General features: G+C 37.8%; 16 protein-coding genes. 6 read left to right on the top strand and 10 right to left on the bottom strand.

The features are described from left to right. Nucleotides 1-2: 2 nt before the first annotated feature. The 7 genes from ACWTVK_RS03695 to ACWTVK_RS03725 all read right to left on the bottom strand — a co-directional run bounded on the left by ACWTVK_RS03695 (nucleotide 3) and on the right by ACWTVK_RS03725 (nucleotide 6,934). On the bottom strand, nucleotides 3-845 hold the full coding sequence (locus ACWTVK_RS03695; protein ID WP_456045967.1) for a hypothetical protein: 843 nt from the start codon (nucleotides 843-845) through the stop codon (nucleotides 3-5). Beyond that, nucleotides 838-1,242: a hypothetical protein gene (locus ACWTVK_RS03700; protein ID WP_105085392.1), complete on the bottom strand. Its 405-nt coding sequence runs from the start codon at nucleotides 1,240-1,242 to the stop codon at nucleotides 838-840. The genes ACWTVK_RS03695 and ACWTVK_RS03700 overlap by 8 nt, the downstream gene beginning before the upstream one ends. A 115-nt stretch (nucleotides 1,243-1,357) precedes the next feature. Then, entirely contained in the window at nucleotides 1,358-3,496 is a 2,139-nt protein-coding gene (locus ACWTVK_RS03705) for a heavy metal translocating P-type ATPase (protein WP_456045968.1), read from the bottom strand. A gap of 16 nt (nucleotides 3,497-3,512) precedes the next feature. Continuing rightward, nucleotides 3,513-3,773: a DUF6110 family protein gene (locus tag ACWTVK_RS03710; protein ID WP_005376730.1), complete on the bottom strand. Its 261-nt coding sequence runs from the start codon at nucleotides 3,771-3,773 to the stop codon at nucleotides 3,513-3,515. 107 nt (nucleotides 3,774-3,880) lie between these two features. Next, nucleotides 3,881-4,087 carry a FeoB-associated Cys-rich membrane protein gene (locus ACWTVK_RS03715; RefSeq protein WP_060918993.1) on the bottom strand — a complete coding sequence of 69 codons (207 nt, stop codon included), beginning with the start codon at nucleotides 4,085-4,087 and terminating at the stop codon, nucleotides 3,881-3,883. 231 nt (nucleotides 4,088-4,318) lie between these two features. After that, the gene (feoB, locus tag ACWTVK_RS03720; RefSeq protein WP_456045969.1) at nucleotides 4,319-6,691 is read right to left on the bottom strand and encodes a ferrous iron transport protein B; all 2,373 of its coding nucleotides are present in this window, start codon (nucleotides 6,689-6,691) and stop codon (nucleotides 4,319-4,321) included. A gap of 9 nt (nucleotides 6,692-6,700) precedes the next feature. Further along, nucleotides 6,701-6,934, bottom strand: a complete 234-nt coding sequence (locus tag ACWTVK_RS03725; RefSeq protein WP_287518812.1) for a FeoA family protein — start codon at nucleotides 6,932-6,934, stop codon at nucleotides 6,701-6,703. A gap of 543 nt (nucleotides 6,935-7,477) precedes the next feature. Here ACWTVK_RS03725 and ACWTVK_RS03730 point away from each other — a divergent pair. Further along, nucleotides 7,478-8,776: a DEAD/DEAH box helicase gene (locus ACWTVK_RS03730; protein WP_456045970.1), complete on the top strand. Its 1,299-nt coding sequence runs from the start codon at nucleotides 7,478-7,480 to the stop codon at nucleotides 8,774-8,776. 39 nt (nucleotides 8,777-8,815) lie between these two features. Here ACWTVK_RS03730 and ACWTVK_RS03735 read toward each other — a convergent pair whose 3' ends face one another. Beyond that, nucleotides 8,816-11,125, bottom strand: coding sequence for a DNA topoisomerase 3 (locus tag ACWTVK_RS03735; RefSeq protein ID WP_456045971.1), 2,310 nt, complete (start codon nucleotides 11,123-11,125; stop codon nucleotides 8,816-8,818). Nucleotides 11,126-11,301: 176 nt separating this feature from the next. Here ACWTVK_RS03735 and ACWTVK_RS03740 point away from each other — a divergent pair, with 176 nt between their 5' ends. Further along, complete coding sequence (locus ACWTVK_RS03740) at nucleotides 11,302-12,897, top strand: peptide chain release factor 3 (protein ID WP_060924805.1); 1,596 nt, start codon at nucleotides 11,302-11,304, stop codon at nucleotides 12,895-12,897. A 360-nt stretch (nucleotides 12,898-13,257) separates the two neighbouring features. Continuing rightward, entirely contained in the window at nucleotides 13,258-14,505 is a 1,248-nt protein-coding gene (locus ACWTVK_RS03745) for a sodium/glutamate symporter (protein WP_314109522.1), read from the top strand. A 123-nt stretch (nucleotides 14,506-14,628) separates the two neighbouring features. Here the strand turns inward: ACWTVK_RS03745 and rsmA are convergent, their stop codons facing one another. Then, a complete protein-coding gene (rsmA, locus tag ACWTVK_RS03750) occupies nucleotides 14,629-15,483 on the bottom strand; it encodes a 16S rRNA (adenine(1518)-N(6)/adenine(1519)-N(6))-dimethyltransferase RsmA (protein WP_456045972.1) in 855 nt (284 codons plus the stop codon). A 13-nt stretch (nucleotides 15,484-15,496) separates the two neighbouring features. Further along, nucleotides 15,497-16,024, bottom strand: coding sequence for a ribonuclease M5 (gene rnmV, locus ACWTVK_RS03755; protein WP_303940076.1), 528 nt, complete (start codon nucleotides 16,022-16,024; stop codon nucleotides 15,497-15,499). Nucleotides 16,025-16,129: 105 nt separating this feature from the next. Between rnmV and ACWTVK_RS03760 the strand changes: the two genes are divergently transcribed. From ACWTVK_RS03760 to msrB, 3 genes are all read left to right on the top strand, one after another. Continuing rightward, complete coding sequence (locus tag ACWTVK_RS03760; protein WP_303940074.1) at nucleotides 16,130-17,068, top strand: LysR family transcriptional regulator; 939 nt, start codon at nucleotides 16,130-16,132, stop codon at nucleotides 17,066-17,068. A gap of 330 nt (nucleotides 17,069-17,398) precedes the next feature. Then, nucleotides 17,399-18,520 (top strand): 5-methyltetrahydropteroyltriglutamate--homocysteine S-methyltransferase, encoded by a 1,122-nt coding sequence (locus ACWTVK_RS03765; RefSeq protein ID WP_456045973.1) that lies wholly within the window; start codon nucleotides 17,399-17,401, stop codon nucleotides 18,518-18,520. Then, nucleotides 18,521-19,459: a peptide-methionine (R)-S-oxide reductase MsrB gene (gene msrB / locus ACWTVK_RS03770; protein ID WP_456045974.1), complete on the top strand. Its 939-nt coding sequence runs from the start codon at nucleotides 18,521-18,523 to the stop codon at nucleotides 19,457-19,459. Nucleotides 19,460-19,581 lie beyond the last annotated feature (122 nt).

Below are 19,581 nucleotides of genomic sequence, written 5' to 3' on the forward strand. Positions count from 1 at the left end.
AATTAAATACGTTCACGGCGTCGTGAAATAATACCACGCTCTACCAATGCACCTATAATCACTGCTACACCTGTCATACCAGCTTCTAACAAAGTTGGGGTAACAAACACTAGTGGATTACCTTGATACGTTGGAAAAACGGTGGGAACTAAAGATAAAACAAACTCTGGAATATAACCACCATATAAAATATGGGCATTCATAGCGAGCCATAAACCAGCAGTTAAAACAATACGAAATAATCGTATACCTTTATAGGCTATTTCTCTTGGATATAAATAGAATACGAATACCAATAAGGATATAAGTAACGACACCAATTCTGCAAAGAGTATATTCACATTCATAGATGACGCATACATGAAATAAACCATTGGATCTTGTAGATCAACATAGAGAAGTGAACCAATATATAAGAATGGAATTGGAATAGTATATCCAATTATATCGAGTGCTTCATCTACCATTCCCCATCGATGATTTCGATTGAAAAACTTAGTAGCTAGCAACCCACAAAGTTCAATAAGTACTTGAACTATAAAATACACCACGAAGAGAAGTAACGCTGTTACAATTCCATTATCTGCAGTAAAGCTAAAGGGCGTATGAAGAAATGAAAATACAGTCCACCAAGCCCAACTATACGCATGATATCCCATACTCAATGGTAAATCGTCATTAAATTTAGCATTCTTAAGTCTTCGTACCATAAGAGGTATTACGAGGGACAACACGGGAAATACTAAAATTGGTAAAGCTAGCGCTCCACTTAAAGAAAGAACTGTCGTTACAGCACTTACAAATAATGCACAGACAACGGTAAATAACCAGAAATTCTTATTCATTACGGCCTCCTACTAAACGAGTAAGACCGTATGCCAAAATCAAGCTAATAGTGACACCAATATACATAGCTACTAAGAAAGCTACATCTCGACCAACTGTTGGCCAGCTCCATAACATAGATAAATCTATACCGAGAAAGATACCTTTATAGCTAATACCATGAATTATAATCCAACTTATAAAATAGGCAATACGGCTAATCGATTTACCCTCGCCAAAGGTACTACTTTTAAACGATAAATATGCCCAAGGCATTATTAACGATAAGAGCAAATACCATGCTAGTGCTACTGTCGCACTCGATCCATTATGAATCATATACGCAATAATAGGAATTACTACGATAAATATATTCAAGTAGATGGATCTTTTACAAATATCTATTAATGTGTTCATAAAGATCTCCTATGATATGTAATCTCTTTGTATTTTACAATAATCATAGATAAATGTCATCAAAAAAGAAAAACCTCCATATAGGTAAATAAATACCTTATATGGAGGTTTTTAATTAAGCCACTACAGAGTCAGCTGTTACATCAATTGTAGGAACAGTTTCCTTTTGTTCTTCTTTCTTCAACAATGGAGTCATGCTTTCTAAGCCGATACCCAATGTGAATAGATTATGCAACCATGCTGTTTGGCTTGGCGGCATAATACCGAGTACGCCACCACCTACAAGAGCACCATTGAAACCAACGATACCATTGTAATTTGCTTTGATGCGTTTCATCAATGCCATAGAAATGCGGCGTAAATCTACAAGAGCTTGTAGATGATCGGAAGAAATAGTAACATTTGCAATTTTTTGAGCGATTGGTGCGCCTTCATTCATAGCGATACCAACATGTGCTTCAGAAATTGCTGGGGAATCGTTAATACCATCCCCTACCATCATAACAGTATAGCCTTCAGCTTTTGCTTGTTTTACATAAGCCGCTTTATCTTCTGGCAATACTTCAGCATGCAATTCATCGATGCCGAGTTCGTCAGCTACACGTTGTGCATTACGTTTGGAGTCGCCAGTCATCATGACAACCTTTTTAATGCCCAATGTATGTAAATCAGCTATAACTTGTTTTGCTTCCTCACGAACAGGGTCTTTAATACAAATAACCGCTGCTAGTGTACCTCCAATAGCGAGGTAAATATGGGAAGATGAATTTGGTAAATTATTGAACTTTTCTTGTTCATCTGCAGGAATCTTTGTTTTTTCATCATCAAAGATGTAGTGAGCACTACCAATGCGTACACGGTAGCGGCCAACTTTAGATGCAATACCATGAGCTACAACGTATTCTACGTCGGAGTGCATTTCCTTGTGAGGCAAGGAATGATCCTTAGCAGCACGTACAATTGCTTTTGCCATGGAATGAGGGAAATGTTCCTCAATACATGCAGCCAATTTTAACATTTCATCTGCATCATGACCATTAAATGGAATGATTTGTTCAAACTCAGGTTCTGCTTTTGTAAGAGTACCTGTTTTATCGAATACAATCATATCTGCTTGTGCAATTTGTTCTAAGAATTTACCACCTTTAACAGTGATACCGCGTTTAGATGCTTCTTGCATAGCGGAAAGTACTGCCAATGGAATGGATAATTTAAGAGCACAAGAGAAGTCAACCATTACGAAAGACAATGCTTTCATCACATTACGAGTCAACAAGTATGTTAAACCAGCACCAATAAAGCTTATTGGAACTAATTTATCAGCCATGCGGTATGCTTGTTGTTCCATACCGGATTTCATTTGTTCAGACTCTTCAATGAGGTTAACGATTTTTTCGTAACGAGATGTTTTGGATGTGCTACGTACTTCTACAATAGCTTTACCGTCTTCAACAACAGTACCTGCATATACAGAACTGTCTTGATCACGACGAACCGCTTCTGGTTCACCAGTCATGGAGCTTTCATTAACAAGAACAACACCATCGATAACGACGCCATCCAATGGAATCACTTCGCCTTGGCGAATAATGATTTTATCACCTGCCACAACTTCGTTAACTGGCTTGCTCACTTCAATGTCATCAACTAAAACCCATACTTTATCTACGTTCAAGGACATGCTTTGAGCAAGATTCAATACGGATTTACGGTGAGTCCATTCTTCTAAGATATCGCCAATACCTAATAGGTACATAACAGCGCCAGCTGTAGGATAATCTTTTTGAAGTAATGCAGCACCAATAGCTACACCATCAAGTACTTCGACAGTTAACTTACGTTGCCACAATGTTTTAATGGCTTTACCGATAAATTTAATACCATCAAACCAAGCCCATGCAGCCGCAATCGGTGCAGGAAGCACTGCTTTTTTACCTAAGTAAAGTGCAGTGCGGTTGATCATCATTTCACGGTATTTTTTATTTACCAAGCGAGGAGAATATTCGTTTAAAGCAGGAGCTTCAGACAAATCTAAATCGCGTAGAGCTAACACTGCATCACGTACAGAATCAGAATCGCCAGTATGTTTAATGGCGATTTGACTGCTACGAGTGTAGAAGGTTACATCTACAATTGCATCATTAAGGAGTAATGTATCCTCTACATAAGCAGCTTCAGCTTCTGTAAAGCGATGACCAGTTACCTTAACATGCAAGCGATTTCTGAGTTTTCGTACAACAGAAAATTGTAACATATCTGCAATCCTCTAATTATTTGTTTTCTTCAAAGATTTCTTCGTTGCGTGCTTCGTTGATTTCTTGAGCTTCTGCCAATACATCAGATGCGGATGCTTGTACTTTTTCAGCTGTTTCTAATACAGTTTCTTTAGCGCGAAGGCCAGCTGCTACGATACCAGCATATACTTTTTTAGCGTCTTTAGAAGTTAATACTTTAAGACCTACAGTACCCAATGCAAGGCCTGCTGCGAATAAGTTAGCGTTTTTAAGATTGTTTTGGTTGAAGTTGAACATGATAATATCCCTTTCTACTAATAAATATATAAAAAATTTACTTACTATATTTGAAAAGAGGAGCCTATTATAGAGACCCCTCATTCAAATTCAGAATTCGTATTAGCTTACTTAGCAGTACGTTTAATGCCTAGTGCTTTATTGGAACCATCACAGCTGCAGCTACCACCGCAACCAGAAGATTTTTTAGAGCCAGAATCGGAGCCACCGCCACTACAGCCGCAGCCACCTTTACCAGACATTTGTTTGTAAAATTTATTACCGATATAAGCTAATGCTAATACAACTATGAGTCCTATAACAAGATTATCCATTATTATGCCTCTTTCTCAATATCTACTAAATTACAATATGTGTATTAGTGATAAACAAGATAAAAGCAATATCTAAAGGATATTTCCCTTTTCTCATTATCATTTAACCACGAATATTGATAATTATCAAGTATTATTTTTAAATTACTTATAACAAAATCGCAATTTTTAAATTCATTTTTGTTTAAAGAATCTAAAAGTGGCTAAACTCTCCTATTTAGCGATTTTAGATTAGAAACCTAATGCGCGACCTATGTTATAGAAGATGAAACATGCAATCCAAGCAAATGTATTTTCATAGAAGAACATGAAAGCAACCCATTTCCAAGAACCTGTTTCACGTTTGATAACAGCTAATGTTGCCAAACAAGGTGGGTAAATTAAGATAAACAACATCATTGTCAAACCAATTAATGGTGTAAAGTGAGAGTCGTTTTGTAGGTACTCAGTCAACGGTGCTGGATTTTGATCATCACCACCAACAGCATAGACAGTACCTAACGTTGAGATAACAACCTCTTTAGCCGCCAAACCAGCTACTAATGATAGGCCCATTTTCCAATCAAAGCCCAATGGTTCTAGCACTGGATTGATAGCTTTACCAAAGGATGCTGCATAGGATTGTTCAATTTTTTCAGCAGCTTGTTCTTTATCAAGTTTGTCATTTTCAGCATCTAAATTAGCACTGTTTTTATACATTGCCCATGCTGCTGGGAACAAGTCTTTATTTTCATCTTTAATATCATTGAATAATTCAGGTGCTTCAGAATCATCCTCTACTGCTACTTCAGGTTCATCTTCTCCTGCTTGCTTAGCAGCATCAGTAGCATCTTGTACAGTAGATTTCATATCTTCCACAATTTTATCAACTGCATCTTTTTGGTCATCTGTAGCAATACCGAATTGAGCTAATGTAGCTGCATCTTTTACTTCATACTCTTGAGCAACTTGTTCTTTCATTGCATCATAGTCTTTAGAGTATTCTACATCCATTGGGTACGCAGTAAGGAACCAAATCAAGATAGATGCAGCCATGATGAATGTACCAGCTTTAATGATGTACAATTTAGCACGTTCGTACATGTGCATCCAAGTAGCTTTCAATGTAGGTAAATGATATGGAGGTAGTTCCATTACAAATGGTTCAGCTTCACCTGCAAATAAGAACTTACGGAAGATCTTTGCAAAGATAATACCGAAAATAATGCCCAAGAAATATACTGAAAATACAACAAATGTACTATCCCAACCATTTGGGAAAAATGCATTTGCAAATAAGATATATACCGGTAAACGAGCAGAACAGCTCATGAATGGTGTAATCAAGATTGTAACCATTCGATCCTTATAGTTATCAAGGATACGAGCGCCCATTACAGATGGTACGGAACAACCGAAACCTAAAAGCAACGGAATAAAGGATTTACCATGCAAACCACAAGCGCGCATTACACGGTCAATAACGAAGGCTGCACGAGCCATGTAACCAGTATCTTCCAAGAAAGAAATGCCAAGGAAGAGTAATAAAATTAATGGTAAGAATGAAAGTACCGCACCTACGCCGGCAATAATACCATCAGATACGAGTGACTGTAATTGGCCCTCTGGAATAGTCTGAACCGCATAAGCTTGTAATGCAGCGAAACCATCCTCGATCCAACCTTGAGGAATACCACCAACGAAGTTAACGAACGCAAACAATAAGTACATAACAACCATGAAGATTGGTAAGCCCCAAATTCGATGCGTTAAGATTTTGTCATAACGGTCAGAGCGTGTTTCCAATTGAGTTGGCGCTTGTGTTAAACATGTATTATATACTTCTACAGCAAAGCGGTGACGATATTCTTGGAAGACAATATCAAGATCAACTTGATCCTTAATTTCTTCACGAATAGCTTCAGCCTTTTGAATAATAGCTTCTGTATTATCAAAGCGCATAACTTTGCCAATAACGTCCGCATCTTTTTCTAACAACTTAACAGCAATCCAACGAAGTGGATATGTAATAGTGCCAGCTTGTTTTAGCGCTTCTACAAGCTCACTAATTTTGCCTTCTAACAAATCACCATAGTTAATTGTTACACCAGGAGCTTTTTGAGAAGCAGCTACACTAATAGTTGCTTCTAACAAGTCTTTTGTACCAATGTTTGTACGACCTACGGTGCTAACAATTGTAGCCCCTGTCATTTCTGCCATTTTTTTTAGGTCGTATTTGATGCCCATATCTTCAGCAACATCAGACATGTTTAGAGCAATAACCATTGGCTTTTCAAGTTCCAACAATTGTGCCGCTAAATATAAGTTACGTTCCAAATTAGATGCATCAAGAACATTAACAATAACATCTGGGTTATCATTTACGATAACATTACGCGCTACTAACTCATCCAAGGAACGTGCAGTTAAGCTATATGTACCTGGTAAGTCAATAAACAATAACTCATGGCCATCAAAATTCGTATGGCCTTCCTTTTTTTCTACTGTAACGCCGGCATAGTTACCAACGTGTTGCTTCGCCCCTGTGATATTGTTAAACATTGTAGTTTTACCACAGTTAGGGTTACCTGCTAAGGCAATGCGAATTTGCCCATTTTCTGCCATGTGAACCTCCTATTGAACCTCTACATCAATCATGCCAGCTTCGCTATTACGAAGTGCTAATTCAAAGTTTTTTACTTTGATTTCCACTGGATCACCCAAAGGGGCAAACTTCATAACATGGATTTTTGTACCATTTACAAGACCCATGTCAATTAGACGATGCTTAACATTGCCACTGCCATGTAGTGCAACAATAAGACCAGACTCACCTGGTTTCATGTCTTTTAACTTTTTGATAGCCATACGACACCTCCTAATTATTGTACCTAACAACCTCATATTAAACACACCAAATAATAATGCGTATTAATATCTTAAATTATTATATCAAAGAAATCATTAATTTCAACAATTATTATCATTTTTATGGTAGTTTTCTATCTCATATATATATTTTTTTCTCATATTAAATATGAGAATTATTTTATCATTAATCAAAATAAACCCTGTAGAGTATAGCTTTTTATGAACCAATACAAATCATAATTGCTTCACCAAATAAGAAGCACTACTAAGATTATCATTATTAATAATTTAATCATTCTCAATTAAATATTAAATTTTTATTTAAATATGAATACTTTAATGTTTTTTATTCTCATGAACATACATATATTTCGTTATTTTTCAATATATTATCATTTAAATATACCAACATACGCTTTCTTTATGGCAACTTAATTTCCCATCTAATAATAATCACTATAAATAACAATTCATTTTATTTGCCCCTACTATATGCATAAGGTATAATTAATATAATATGTATTATAGAAAGGACGATCCATGAAATCTTTTAAATCTCTAGGTGTTTGCGATGAACTCATTCAAGCCCTTCAAAAACAAGGTATCAAGGAGCCCACTCCAATTCAAGAACAAGCCATTCCTGTAGTTTTCAAAGGAAATGATGTCATAGCAAAAGCTCAAACAGGTACAGGCAAAACATTAGCCTTCTTATTGCCTATTCTTCAACGGGTGCACACAGATGTGCATCAAGAACAAGTACTTATCATTGCACCTACGCGAGAACTAGTAAAACAAATTTCTGACGAAGCAAAAGAAATAGGTACCATTTTAAATGTGGATATCCTCCCTCTTATCGGTGGCAAAACGATTGAAGCACAGCTACAACAATTAGGACGTCGCCCTCAAGTTATCTTAGGTACGCCTGGCCGTCTATTAGATCATGCTAAGCGTGGTTCACTTCACCTAGATTGTATTCGTCGTGTCGTACTCGATGAAGCCGATCAAATGCTCCACATGGGGTTCTTACCAGATATTGAAAATCTCATCAGCCAAACAGATGCTAACCGACAACTTTTACTATTCTCTGCAACAATCCCAGATAAGATTAGAAACCTTGCAAAAGCTTATATGTCAAAACCAGCCTCTGTAACAGCAGAAGGTAAGCATGTTACATTAGAATCTATTGATCAACGTGTATACATGATGAATCCAGAGGAAAAAACAGAACGCCTCATCAAAATGATTGAAGAAGACAATCCATTCTTGGCCATTGTTTTCTGTAATAAACGTGAAGGTGCAGTTCGCTTATCCTATGAATTAACTGCTGCAGGCCTAAATATTGCTGAAATGCATGGCGATTTAACACAAGGTCGCCGCACTCAAATATTGCGCGATTTTGCAAAAGCTAAGACACAAATCTTAGTAGCAACAGATATTGCAGCTCGCGGTATCGATATTGAAGGCATTACACATGTTTATAACTACGACGTACCACGCGACGTAGATTACTATATCCATCGTATTGGTCGTACTGGTCGTGCTGGTAATTCTGGTGTAGCTGTTACATTTGCTACGCCACAGGATGAATCTTGGCTACGACGTATTGAGCGTGCCATCCAAGCAACGCTTACTAAATATACTAAAGATGGACAAATTAAAACTAAAGGTAATGCAAGTGCTGCTCCAAAACGTGCAAAATCTTCTGGCAAGCCTAAGATTACGAGTTCCTATCAATCTACAAAGGCTAAAGCTCATAAAGCTCGTGGCCACAAAGGTGCTAACACACGCCAACGCCGTACCTCTACATCTCAAACTGGACGTCGCGGTAAACGCAGATAAAACTAAAGACGCGTACAGATTAATCTGTACGCGTCTTTTTTATTTGTTCGCATAAATACTTGGCGTGCCATTTACATCAGAACATTGTGTCTTACATTGAGATCGATTACTGCAAACCCAGTTAATGCGGCCTCTTGCCTCTTGTTTAACAAAATAACCTTCTTTACATCGCGGACATTTATATTTCTTTTCTTCTTCAGATAGAGTGATATTACTTTCACCAGTTGAAGTCTCTCCATCGATTGGTTGTGTATGTTTACAAGTTGGATAATTGGTACAACCTAAAAAAGCACCATATTTACCATTACGCTGTTGCATACGTCCCTTATTACATTTCGGACATATAGGCAAAGTAGATAAGTCTACATTTTCATTATCCATAGGTCGTTTACGATTTTGATTCGTTATCGTGCGAACTACATTTGGCATCATTTGACCAGAGTTTACCTGTTTATCAAAGCCAAGCTTATCAATCAATAACTGTAAAAACTTAACTTGATCAGATAAGAAGGAATCCAATGTATCCTCCCCTTCACTCATGAGGGCCAAACGTTCTTCCCAAACTGCCGTTTCATCAGGATACAACAATTCATCAGGCAATGCATCTACTAAAAGATAGCCTGTTTCCGTAGGTGATAGAACTTGCTTCTTCCCCGAAGTTTTCATAAAACCACGACTGATGAGTTCGTCAATAATATTAGCACGAGTCGCCTCTGTGCCAATACCAGATACAGCCTTTAACTGTTTTTTCAAATCTTCATTTTTTACAAATTTATGAATTTCCTTCATCGCTTGCAACAATGTAGATGGTGTAAAACGAGATGGTGGTTTTGTTTGTTTCGCCTCTACAGAGGAATCTGTATAAAGAACGGAATCATTTTTCTTAACAGCCGGCAAATGATCTGTTTCTTCAATAGCCTCTTTTTTAGAGTCAGATTCTGCGCCACGTTCATCAGTTAAATCAGGTTCATCATTATCTGTCATCGATTTGGACTTTTGTCGTTTATAAAGCAACTTCCATCCTTCGTCTATAACTACACGACCATTAGCAACAAACTCTTCCTTACATTGTTCCACTACAATTTTAGTTTGTTCATACACGTGCTCACCATAGAATTGAGCAATATAAGCCTGACTAATGAGGAAGTAAATATTGCGCTCCTCACGAGACAAACTATTTATATTACACGCTACCGTAGTAGGAATAATTGCGTGATGGGCGGTAATTTTCTTTTCATTCCATGCGCGGCTCTTAATAGAACGATCGGCATCTGTAGCCCATTGTGCTAACCTTTCATCTCCAGCATTCTGCAAATTATTGAGGATAGCATTGCGATCACCATACTGATTTGGTGGTAAATATTCACAATCAGAACGAGGATACGTAGTCAACTTTTTCTCATATAATTTCTGTGCTGTATCAAGTACAGTTTGCGGATCATAGGAGAATGCTTTACCCGCCAATACCTGTAACGATGACAAGGATAATGGTAAGCGTTGTACATCTTTCTTTTTAGATTTTGTAACCGCCTTAATGATACCATCTGGACCAACTTGCAAGCGCTCAACCAATTCATCTGCAATAGCCTTATTTATGAGACGACCATCTGGATCAAGCCCCTTTTGTTCATCTGTAGGTTGCCACGTAGCCCAGAACACACCATTTGGATGGTTATATAAAACCTTTAGTGTGAAATAATCGACCGGTTTAAATGCGGCTAATTCACGTTCTCTACGAACTACTAATGCTAACGTTGGAGTCTTAACACGACCTATAGGTAATGTTACCTTATTACCTTTATATCGTTCAGATAAGGTATATGCACGAGATAGGTTCATTCCAATAAGCCAATCTGCACGCGCTCTGGCCAATGCAGATTGATATAGATTGTGAAAGTCTTTATTGTCTCGCAAATCATTAAGAGCTGCACGAACAGATTTTTCGTCCAATGCATTTAATAAAATACGCTGTACAGGTTTTGTATTTCCTACATAATATAAAACCTCATCAACTAACAGTTGCCCTTCCCTATCTGGGTCACCGGCGTTAACGATAGTGTCAGCTTTACCGATAAGGTCTTTCACCGTTTCAAACTGTTGACGACTACTATCCGTAACCAATAATTTCCACTCATCAGGCACAATAGGTAAATCTTGAGGGCGCCAGCGAACATATTTATCATCGTAATCACCAGGTTCTGCTTGATGTAATACGTGACCTACAACCCATGTCACCACATCATCACCTTGGATAAAGTAGCCATTCCGTTTTTGGATATTCTTATTTTCCGGCAAGCATTTACTAATTTCGCGAGCCATGGATGGCTTTTCCGCAATAAATAACCGCATGGTCCCCTCCTTAACATAAAATAACGGCTATTCCCCTAAGCCGCTCTTTGAAATCTCATTATACTACAATTTAGTGGTCATAACTACCAAAATCATGTATAATTTTAAAGATATGAATGATGTGAAAGTTATATAATAAGACAAGACTTTTACAAACGAAACAATAGAGGTGAACTATGACATTTTTAGAAGAAGTGCAACGTCGTCGTACGTTTGCTATCATATCTCACCCGGATGCGGGTAAAACTACATTAACAGAAAAATTACTTTTATATGGTGGTGCTATCCACTTAGCGGGGTCCGTTAAATCTCGTAAAACAGCAAAACACGCCGTATCTGACTGGATGGAAATCGAAAAGCAACGTGGTATCTCCGTAACAAGTTCTGTGTTGCAATTTGACTATGATGGTTGTCGCGTCAATATCCTAGACACCCCTGGTCACCAGGACTTTTCTGAAGATACATATCGTACCTTAATGGCTGCAGATAGTGCTGTCATGTTGATTGACGTAGCAAAAGGCGTAGAAGCACAAACAAAAAAACTATTTGCTGTATCTAAAGAACGCGGTATTCCTATCTTTACATTTGTAAATAAAATTGACCATTTCGGTCGTAGCCCATTTGATTTGATGGAAGAAATCGAAAATGTTCTTGGCATTCGTACATGCCCTATGAACTGGCCAATTGGTATAAACGGCGAATACAAAGGCGTATACGATAGAGAACATGAAACTATCGAGCTTTTCGCAAAAGATGAAACACATGGTCAAGAAAAGTTAGCCTCTGAAAAAGGAGCTTTGACTGACCCTCGTATGAAAGAATTATTAGGTGATGATGTATACCAAGCATTACTTGATGATATTGAATTATTAGATGTTGCAGGCGACCCATTCGATTTTGACAAGGTTCGTGCTGGTGAATTAACTCCTATGTTCTTCGGCTCTGCCATGACTAACTTTGGGGTAAAACCATTCTTAGAGAAATTTTTAGAACTTGCTCCATCTCCTGCTCCACGCCAAGCTGTGGAAGAAATGGTCCAACCTACAAGCGAAGACTTCTCTGCCTTAGTATTTAAAATCCAAGCGAATATGGACCCTAACCACCATGACCGTATCGTATTTATGCGTATCTGTTCTGGTAAGTTCGAAAAGGGCATGTCCGTATTGCATCGCCAATCTAATAAAACGATTCGTCTATCTCAGCCTCAACAGTTTTTGGCTACAGAACGTACCATCGTAGAGGATGCATATCCAGGAGATATTATCGGTGTCTTTGACGCTGGTACAATGGGTGTAGGTGATACACTGTGTGCTCAAAAACACAAGGTAACCTTTGGTGACTTCCCTGTATTCCCACCAGAGTTCTTTGCTCGCGTATCGCCAAAAGATACTATGAAGCGTAAGCAGTTCCAAAAAGGGATGACACAATTAGCCCAAGAAGGCGCTGTTCAAATCTTTGAACAACCAGGTGCTCTTGATTCCTTCGTAGTCGGCGCTGTAGGTATGCTTCAATTCGAGGTTCTGGAATACCGTTTAAAAAATGAATATGGTGTTGATTTATTAAATAATACATTACCATACAGTGTTGCTCGTTGGATTGATGGTGAAGTAGATATCGCTTCTTTAAAAGGGGTAGATAATGCGATGATTGTTAAGGATAATCGAGATCGCACCGTAGTCCTCATTTCCAATGAGTGGCAAATGGGTTGGGTTCAGGAACGTAATCCTGATGTTACATTCTTAACCACTCCAAAACTTCATCACGAACTATAGAAACGCTTTCCTGTTATTAACTGGAATATATTTCTCAATATATAAAAATTGGAAATATATTCCAGTTTATTTTTTTATAATAGGCAGGAATATCACAGAATTTAGTCGAATACATATAGTATGATTATGTAAAGAAGTGATTTATACTATTACTTTCTCGTATTTTTGTATATAATATAAATGTATTATAAAAAATATATATCCAATATAGATATATAATAACTAAATGGTTTTAATGTTGTTGTGAGTGTTGAAAATAAATAATATATAATTATTATACCTTATATATTCTATAGTCTTTTTCGACCATTCATGATACCATAAAATAAGTTTTATTTTTTATTTTAAAGGAGTGATTTTATGCCACTTATTGACTTAGCTTTAGTCAACGATGTATGGACTTTAAAACTGTCCATGATTCAAACTGTAGGCCTTGCTGTAATCACGTTATTCATAGGTACTTGGATTAACAAGCATTCCAAGTTCTTACAACGTATGTGTATGCCTGCACCAGCTGTAGGGGCTTTGCCTTTTGCATTTTTAACTGCTATTCTTTCTTACTACAAGATTTTGAACATTACCTTCGAAGGCTCCCTACAAACATTCTTAATGCTCGCTTTCTTTACCACTATTGGTTTAATGGCTTCCTTGAAAGTCCTCAAAAAAGGCGGCATTTTTATTATCTTCTTCTTCCTAGCTTGTGCAGTGTGGATTGTTGTTCAAAATACTGCAGGTATTATGATTGCTAAAGCTTTAGGCATTGAACCAATCATCGGTATTATGGCTGGCTCCGTATCTATGATCGGTGGTCTTGGTACGGCTGGTGCCTTTGGTCCATACTACGAACAATTACTTGGTATCCCTGGTACAGCATCTGCTGCAGTTGCAGCAGCAACATTCGGTATGGTTGCTGGTACAATCCTAGGTGCTCCTGTAGGCGAACGCATTATTAAAATGCACAACGTAAAAACACCATACGAAAATCCTGAGTTAATGGAAGATGAAGGCATCGACATGATCGAAGATCGCGTTGAAAGCGGTGGCAAACAATTCGATGCTCAAGACCTTTTAACAATCTGTATGTGGATTGGTCTCGCTTTAGGTATCGGTACTATCGTAAGTGCTGGTTTATCCATCCTTACTCCACTACCTGCATACATCGGCGCAATGATTTGTGCTGCTGTAATTCGTAACTTTGGTGACTTCACTAAAGCTTACAAAATCAACGATGCAGCACTCGATGCAGTATCTAACGTAGCATTGTCCTTATTCGTAACAATGGCTATTAACAGCTTGAAACTAGTTCAATTAATCGATCTTGCATTACCATTGATTACTATTTTAGTAGCGCAAATGGCACTTATCTGTGTATTTGCATACCTTATCTACTTCATCTTTGGTCGCAACTACGATGCTGTTATGCTCGGCGCTGGTGCCATCGGCTTCGGTTTAGGTGCTACACCAAATGCGTTAGTTAACATGTTATCCTTAGCAGGCAAACACGGTCCATCCCCTCGTGCATGGCTCGTAGTTTCCTTGGTAGGCGCATTCTTAATTGACTTTGCGAATGCTTTCCTTATTACAACGATGGCTGGCATTCTTTACTAAACAAAAAGGACCCATTCGGGTCCTTTTTTATGCAAAATACTTATTAGCATAAAAAGAGCTTATTAATACAAAAGAGCTTATTAGAATGATATTATCAATCTAATAAGCTCTTTTTACATTATACTATTTAATTAAAGAAGCCCACGCATTGGCTACATCGGCAAATTCTTGAAGGGTAAATGTTTCCCCTCTTCGTTGACCATCGATATTCGCTTTTGCTAACAGCTCTTCGATTCGATCTTTTGATAATCCCGTTGTCTTCATCGTATTAGAGAATGTTTTACGTCGTTGCGCAAAACCAGCTTTCACAACTCGGAAGAATAGTTTCTCATCAATCACATCAACAGGTGATTTATCTCGTAATACGCAGCGAATGACAGAACTCGTTACCGCTGGAGCTGGCAAGAAGGATTTAGGTGGTACATCAAGCACAATATCCGGTTCAGTATAATATTGTACCGCTACAGATAATGCACCATAATCCTTTGTACCTGGCTTAGCTACCATTCGCAAGGCAACTTCCTTTTGTACCATTACAACGAGACGCTCAATTGGTAATTTACTTTCTAATAGAGACATAATAATAGGTGTTGTAATATAGTACGGTAAATTGGCAACCACCTTAAATGGTTTATGATTCATGATAGATGGTACATCAAGTTTCAACACATCGCCATGAATAATACGTACATTATCATAGGAGGCCAAAGTAGTGTCTAGGACCTCTAATAAACGTCGGTCTAGTTCAATGGCCGTTACATCTGCCCCACTTTGTGCTAACCCCTGTGTCAATGTACCGATGCCAGGACCTACCTCTAGTACAGGTTCACCTGGTGTCAATTCTGCAGCATGTACTATTTCATCAACAATGCCGCGTTTAATAAGAAAGTTCTGCCCTAATTTCTTGCTCATTTTAATATCGAAGCGTTTACATATATAATGCACCACCTCAGGGCTTGCAATTACTGATTCTAACATCTTAACTCCTATTTTAACTATTCACAGCCTCTTCAAAAGCATCTCGACTTATACCATAATGATTTAAGCGATATAAGAACTGCTTGCCATTGCCATAACCAATACCTAACTTAGCACCAATAATCGCACGGCGAGAAGCACTATCTGGCATACCTGAAAGCCCATGCCGAACTAGATCCACCATCGAAAATTCGTTGGATGATTCCAAAGATTCTACATGTAAAGTAGATAGTGCCTTTCTAATGGATTCAGGCGATGCTTGTTCTATGCCAATATCATCATTCGCAAAAGCTTCATCACGAGGAACAAAAGCATGCTGAGCATTAGGGAATTTTTTTGTTAATACACGACGAATTCTTTCCCCTGCTGTATCAGGATCTGTTAATATGATAATACCTCTTTTTTCATAGGCTACGCGAATCATATCAATAACACCTTTACGGAGTGTGAAACCCTCTGTCGCAATGCAATCCGCTTCCACAGCTTGTGCAATACGTTGTATATCAGATTTTCCTTCTACCACGATGACTTGTTTGAGCATAGGTCCTCCTTTATTCTATTAGTACATTGTAACACATATATAACATTGCTTAAATACTTATAATCGAGTAGTATAAATAGTGTAATATATAAAAGGAGGCCAATTATGACCTTACAACAACTAAAGTATGTCACAACAATTGCAAATATAGGCAGTATTAGTGAGGCTGCTAAGAGATTGTTTGTATCTCAACCTAGCCTTACAAAGGCTATTAAAGAATTAGAAAAGGAAATGGGTATTACCATTTTTGACCGCACCAATAAAGGGATTACTGTTTCTAAGGAAGGGGAACGTTTCCTCGGCTATGCGCGCCAAGTACTAGAACAAGCTGCATTATTGGAAGAACAATACAAAAGCCAAAGCGGTGGTAAAAAGCAATTTTCTGTTTCTACACAACATTACTCCTTTGCAGTAAATGCCTTTGTAGAGCTTTTAAAAGGTGCAGACATTGATCAATATGATGTATCCTTACGAGAAACACAAACCTATGAAATCATCGATGACGTAGCTCATATGAAGAGCGAAATTGGTTTACTCTATTATAATGATTTCAATCGCCCTGTATTAGAAAAATTGATTCACACTAATGAATTAACCTTTACAGAATTATTCACTGCTCATCCTCATATTTTTATTGGCAAAAATCATCCATTAGCAAATAAGGATGTAGTGTCTATGGATGAACTTGAGGAATATCCTTATATTTCTTTCGAACAAGGCGATCACAATTCCTTCTATTTCTCTGAAGAGATTTTTAGTACCGTTGTCCGTCCAAAACATATTCGGGTACGCGATCGGGCTTCCCTCTTCAGTTTATTGCTTGGTCTAGATGGATATACCGTATCTAGTGGCGTAATAGATGAGGAAGTAAACGGTGAAAATATCATTTCCGTGCCTCTTGCAGAGGAAGGTTTAATGCATATCGGTTACATTACAAATAATAAAATGCATCGTAGCCGTTTAGGGCAAGAATATATCCAAGCGTTAGAACAATATGTAGGTAACTATGGTAAACACATTAAATTACCTAAAACAAAGGAATAATATCGTATTATATTTGATGATAGTTTAAATGACTCTTCATAATAGTTTAACTGCAAGTAAAAGCACTCCTATTTGGAGTGCTTTTTTGCATATCCATAAAACTCAACACGATAAATTAACCCTTTCAAAGCATTGGGTACTTTACAACAAAGTAGATACTATAAATTAACATCACATTTTGATATAACTAAATCCAAAAAATAATGCACAGATATAACTAAAAGCTATGTACAACATTAATATATTGATATTTTTATATATACTCATACTTAGTTATAATAAACCTATCGAATCTATCGGTTATACCGTTTAATATAAGGAGGATTATATATGTCCAAACAATTAGCACCATTCCATTTTGATATCGTAGGTTCTTTCCTACGCCCAGCAGAATTAAAAGAAGCTCGTGAAGCTTTTACAAAAGGAAATATTTCTAAGGAAGAACTAACAGCTGTAGAAGATCGTCTCATTACGGACCTCATTCAAAAACAAAAAGCTGCAGGCCTTCCTGTTATTACTGATGGTGAATTCCGCCGTGCCTATTGGCATCTAGATTTCATGTGGGGATTCAATGGCGTAAAGGAAATTGAACTTGAACACGGTTATAAATTCCATGGTCAAGAAACAGCGCCTGGTTCTCTCGCCCTTACTGGTAAAATTACAGGCACTAACCATCCATTTGTAGAGCATTTCAAATTTGTAAAACAGTTTGAAGACGAACATACTACAGCTCGTCAAACTATTCCTGCTCCATCTCAATTCTTAGCTGAATTATTCCGCGAAGATAATGGTATTACAACACGTTCCTTCTATCCTGACTTAGAAGAGTTAATTCAAGATATTGCTGCTGCATATCGTCAAGTTATTAAAGACCTCTACGAGGCAGGTTGCCGCAACATTCAATTTGACGATTGCACTTGGGGTATGTGCTGTGACCACGCTTACTGGACTGGTCGCCAAAAAGATAAAAGTGTAACTATTGAAGGAGAAACAGCCAAATATTTACGCATTAATAATTTAGCCTTAGAAGGCCGACCTCATGATCTAGCATTCACAACTCATGTATGCCGTGGTAATTACAACTCTACTTGGGCTGCTAGTGGCGGTTATGAACCAGTCGCACCAATTCTATTTGCTAAAGAAAATGTAGATGCGTACTACTTAGAATTCGACGATGACCGCTCCGGTGGCTTTGAGCCATTGCGCGAAGTGTCCCCTAATAAAAAGGTTGTATTAGGCTTGGTTACATCCAAACGCCCTGAATTAGAAGATAAAGAAGTTATCAAAGAACGAATCAAAGAAGCTACCAAATATATTCCTCTCGATAGACTTTGCCTATCCCCTCAATGCGGCTTCGCATCTTGTGAAATCGGCAATCAATTGACTGAAGAAGAACAATGGGCTAAACTTGCATTAGTTAAAGAAATAGCTCACGAAGTTTGGGGTGATTAAATGAATGAACATACTATATATTTAGGTGGCGGTTGTTTCTGGGGCCTTCAAGGGTATATCAGAAAAATCTCTGGCGTCATTTCCACTGAAGTAGGCTATGCTAATGGCCCTACGGAAAATCCAAGTTATGAAGATGTCTGTCATGATAGTGGTCACGTAGAAGCTCTAAAAGTTACATACGATGCGGACGTACTCTCCTTAGACCACTTAATTCAATACTTTTTACGCGCCATTGATCCATTCAGTGTTAATAAACAAGGTGGTGACGTAGGTATTCAATATCGAACTGGTATCTACTATACCGATACAGCGGACAAGCCTATTATTGAAAGTACATTAGCACGTGCCCAATCCTTCGAAGGTAAGCCATTTGCCATTGAAGTATTACCTCTATCAAACTACTACGCTGCCGAGGAATATCACCAAAATTACTTAGATAAAAATCCTAATGGCTATTGTCATATTCCACTAGGCCTATCCAATGAACCACTTGTAGATGACAACGCCTATAATAAGCCTTCCGAGGAAGAGCTCAAGGCTTTATCTCCGCAAGAGTTCGAAGTTACACAAAACTCTGCTACAGATGCGCCTTTCAGCCATGAGCTAACTGATGAATTCAAAGCAGGCCTTTACGTAGATATCACTACGGGAGAACCCCTTTTTGTTTCTGCTCATAAATTCGAATCTCACTGTGGTTGGCCTAGCTTCACGAAACCAATCGCTAAGGATGTCATAAAATACTATCAAGATGACTCACATGGTATGAATCGTATCGAAGTGCGTAGCCGCATTGGTAACGCCCATTTAGGTCATGTATTTGAAGATGGTCCAAATGGATCGCTTCGATACTGTATCAATGGATCTGCTTTACGATTTATCCCGAAAGATGAATTAAAAGGTACAAAATACGAATATCTAATTCCATATATTGAAGACTAAAAAAAGACGCCTTAATCATAAGGCGTCCTTTTAGTATACATAATGATTGCTTACTAAATATAATATATTATGATATATATTTACTAAGTAGACGGTAACTATATAAACCAAATAAAAAGAGA

It is taken from the genome of Veillonella sp. Ser01, assembly GCF_053850375.1.